The following is a 3647-nucleotide window of genomic DNA, read 5'->3' as shown; positions in this document are numbered from 1 at the left end:
GATTCAACATTGCTTCTTCCATGCATCGCTGTGGGATCCGAAAACGTCGCGGGCTCAGTGTGCGTTCTTTGATAATGACCATCTTCACATTGCCTTTTGTTGGCAAGAATTTCTTCCGGGGCATTGTGGTCAATGATCAACTGGCGTTCGGTAAAGATGCTGCTTACGAACTTCTCAAAGGATGCACATCCAACTGGCGACGACTGTTGCTGCTGTTGGGAACCCGGCTGCATGGTTTCTTCAACCGGCTGACCGATGACGCTCGCGATTCGGTGCTGATTGTGGATGACAGCCCGTACGATCGTTCCCGGTCCAAGATGGTGGAACTGTTGTCCCGGGTGTGGGATCACAGCAGCGGGCGTTTCCTCAAAGGGTTTCGCATGCTCACGGTTTGCTGGTCTGACGGTGGCAGTTGCCTGCCGTTGGACTTTGCCCTGTTGTCATCGGTTGATGCCAACAAGCGGCTTTGTGAAAGCTATAAATCCATGGACAAACGTTGCTGTGCATGGCAGCGCCGAAAGGAGGCGACCATTAAGGCGACTGATCATCTGGAAGCGATGGTCAAACGCATTCTGGCTGCAGGGGTTGATGCAAAATACCTGCTCATGGACAGTTGGTTTACCATGCCGGCCACCGTCACAGCGTTGAAAGACCATATTGACGTCATCGGTATGGTGAAAAAAACGACCAAGATCCATTACGGCTACAGCGGGCATCAAATGGACCTGATGGCCATTTACCGGAAGCTCAAGAAGCGCCGTGGTCGCGCCAAAATCAAGGCCAGCACCATCGTAACGCTAAAAGATGGACCCAACGTCAAACTGGTCTTCGTTCAAGACAGGCGTAAGAAGGATTGGTTGGCATTGATGTCTACGGACCTTGAACTGGCCAGCGAAGAAATCATCCGTATTTACGGAAAGCGCTGGGACATCGAGGTGTTCTTCAAGATGGCCAAGCAGCATCTGAAATTGGCCAAAGAGATTCAATGTCGGGACTTCGATGCATTGATTGCCCATACCAGCATCGTATTCATGCGTTACATGTTTCTGGCGTACCAAAGCCGCATAGAAACAGACCACCGTACATTTGGGGATCTGTTTTATGCTTGCTGCGATGAGATGGCGGACATTTCCTTTATCGAAGCCCTCTACCGGATACTAACACTTGCGGGTGAACGGTTGAGAGAAATCGGCAGTTATTGTGAGAAAACGGCATCAGCTATATTGGATGTTATCATTGAAAACGCAATGCAATATGTCGACGTGTCAAAGAGCGACGGAGTGACGGTTTTGGCGTAACCCCGAAAGTTGAGTTAATGATTAGCCGGACACGCGTCCAGATTTAAATCACCTAATGATACCAGCGCAAGCAGTTAATTCAAGGATCGCTTTATTCTGGAAGCCGCATCCACCCCAGCAGAAAGGGTCTTCCGATACCGCTCCGATTGCTATTCAACAGCCAAAACATCAATTAGCCGCGACCAAGTAAACGATGGGTTGGGTCGGTATTTTAAGTTTTGTCGCTTCGGTCTGCTAGAGGGACTGAGCCTCAAAAGCCTAAAAATAAGAGAGGCAGATCTTGAATCGCAAAATAGGTGGTAGTTATGATGAAAGCGACAATAAGTAATATTTTGTTGGCGTCTTCTTTAAGCATTTATCCCTCCTAAGAAAAAAACAGTCATTTCTCTAATTATTGGTCGAAGGGATAAAAACTTGAACATTTTCAGCCGAGTGATCTATTGGACGGGGAATACATGCTATTGTACTGATCACAGAGTGAGCTGAATGTAAAACAAAATGCCAGATAAACAGCGTCAATGGTCCTTGGTTTGTTTCGTTTGACTCACCCCATGTTATTTCACTTCACGGCAGACCGAGGCTGGCTCGAACGTGCGGCCCAAGAATGATTTGGTGCGGTTGGCAGCGGTGCCGCCAAGATCAACATTACCAACACGTTACCAGTGGTCAACGCGGGGGACGCGCACCAGAACCTCGAAGATCGAAAGAGGACAGGGTCATCTGTCTTGATTCCGCAAAGCGGCTGAAAACGGATTAAAAGCGAGGTAAGTTCGTTGGGTGCCTTCAAGGCAACCAACGGTGCCACATGCCGTCGAGTGTTTTCCAACAAGGTCAGGGATGACAAGAAAGCCCATTTCCAGCAGTGTTCCGGGCTGACGGCACAGGCAGCGGAGATGGCGGCGCGGCTGGTTCTGGAGAAGCGACCCGAATGGGTCGACCGGGTCAACCACTCATTTCTCAACAAACGACAGTCTGTCTTCGGTGGTACACGGTTGCGCCTGGGGGTGTCTGTTTTCGCCTATCAGTCAACCGGCCTCCATCCGGGTTCATCGTTTGATGAATTCCTGCTTGAGGCTGTGAAAAAAGCGCAGTATGCTGGATAACATCGATTTTGTTTTCATTCCGAAAATCAAGTTCTATCCGAAGCGCGGCCAAAAATCGCAGATCGGGATCCTGCCCTTGTCACGGTCCATCGCCTACCTCGCAACAGAAAATGATGACCCGCCGGATCCGGCAGTAAAAAATAATTTCCGACTAAGCCACCATATATAGAAAAAGCTACTTGACAGACAACAACATCTTGTACCATAACGGCGGTATTCACAGACCCATCTACCTTAATCTTCATTCTTGCCGGTGACCTCGGACGGACAGGTTGCCGGAGAAAGCGATCATGATGGATAAATCCAAAGCCATGATTAAGATCATGACGATACTGAACGAAGATGGCCTGATGATCCCGGGAGGCCGGGCACATGCAGTCGTTACGGAGTACATGAACTTCAAGATAGACCGGGTAGGTCCGGAAGAAGCGCTGGAGGACGTCAGGCAGAGCAAGGATCATCTGGTGGCTCAGATTCAACTGATGGCCGTTTGAACCGCGATAGCGAACCCATTCCTCGCCGCTTGTCGAAGCGAAACGGCGTTCCCGCCATCGGGACTGCGGGGAGGGCTCAATTTCCCCACGCCCAGACACCGGCCCATCCATTCATCCATGGGTCTCTCGGATGCGGAAACACACCCGAAGCGAGCGACCCTCTCCTCTTTTTCTTAAACTGATGCGGTTGCCATTGGGCCCCGCCTTTCCATAAATCGTACCGAAAAAAAAGTTTGTTTGGCATCACCGGGTCATTGAATAGCGCCCATTCCACCATTAACAGAAACGCCCCCTTTTCCGATTTCTACGAAATGGGGGTTTTATCGTTTATTGGAAATAGCCGCATGTCCGTCATGCCCGATCCGGTCTCCTATGATCTCAAGAAATGTCCCATCCAGTCATTTGTTGCCTTGACGGGAACGCCTGCCGGCGCACGGGTTGGATGCGGCGTGGGGGTCCCAATGGTTTGCATGCGGAGAGATTCTCTGTTAGCCTGCTCTCGTGACAGGTTGCGATGCACCATCAATCGAAAACGCCTTGATATTAAAAACCCAGGTAAGACGTGAAACGAATGTGGACCCCCCAACGTGACCTACCTAAAGGAGATGGGATATGTGGAAAGCAATTGGGATTGGCCTCTATTTTTATGGCTGGTATGCACTGTTTAGATGGGGCCGTAAGAAAGGCAAGCCGGATATCGAAACGCTGGCATGGCTGATGGGAGGGCTTTCCGTCCTGATGCTGATCTTTAT

3 protein-coding genes are annotated in these 3647 nt (G+C 50.2%); all 3 read left to right on the top strand.

The genetic code is table 11. The features are described 5' to 3' along the window. Positions 1–1298: transposase (locus tag ABYV26_RS22905; protein ID WP_372683673.1), on the top strand; the 1298-nt coding region annotated here is incomplete at its 5' end. 773 nt (positions 1299–2071) lie between these two features. After that, entirely contained in the window at positions 2072–2401 is a 330-nt protein-coding gene (locus ABYV26_RS22900) for a hypothetical protein (RefSeq protein WP_372683672.1), read from the top strand. Between the two features lie 290 nt (positions 2402–2691). After that, a complete protein-coding gene (locus tag ABYV26_RS22895; RefSeq protein WP_372683671.1) occupies positions 2692–2895 on the top strand; it encodes a hypothetical protein in 204 nt (67 codons plus the stop codon). The last annotated feature ends 752 nt before the right edge of the window (positions 2896–3647 follow it).

This window comes from Desulfosarcina sp., assembly GCF_041551955.1.
GTDB lineage: Bacteria > Desulfobacterota > Desulfobacteria > Desulfobacterales > Desulfosarcinaceae > Desulfosarcina.
The sequence above is the reverse complement of the archived record's forward strand: the minus strand, read 5'-3'. Positions and strand labels throughout refer to the sequence as shown.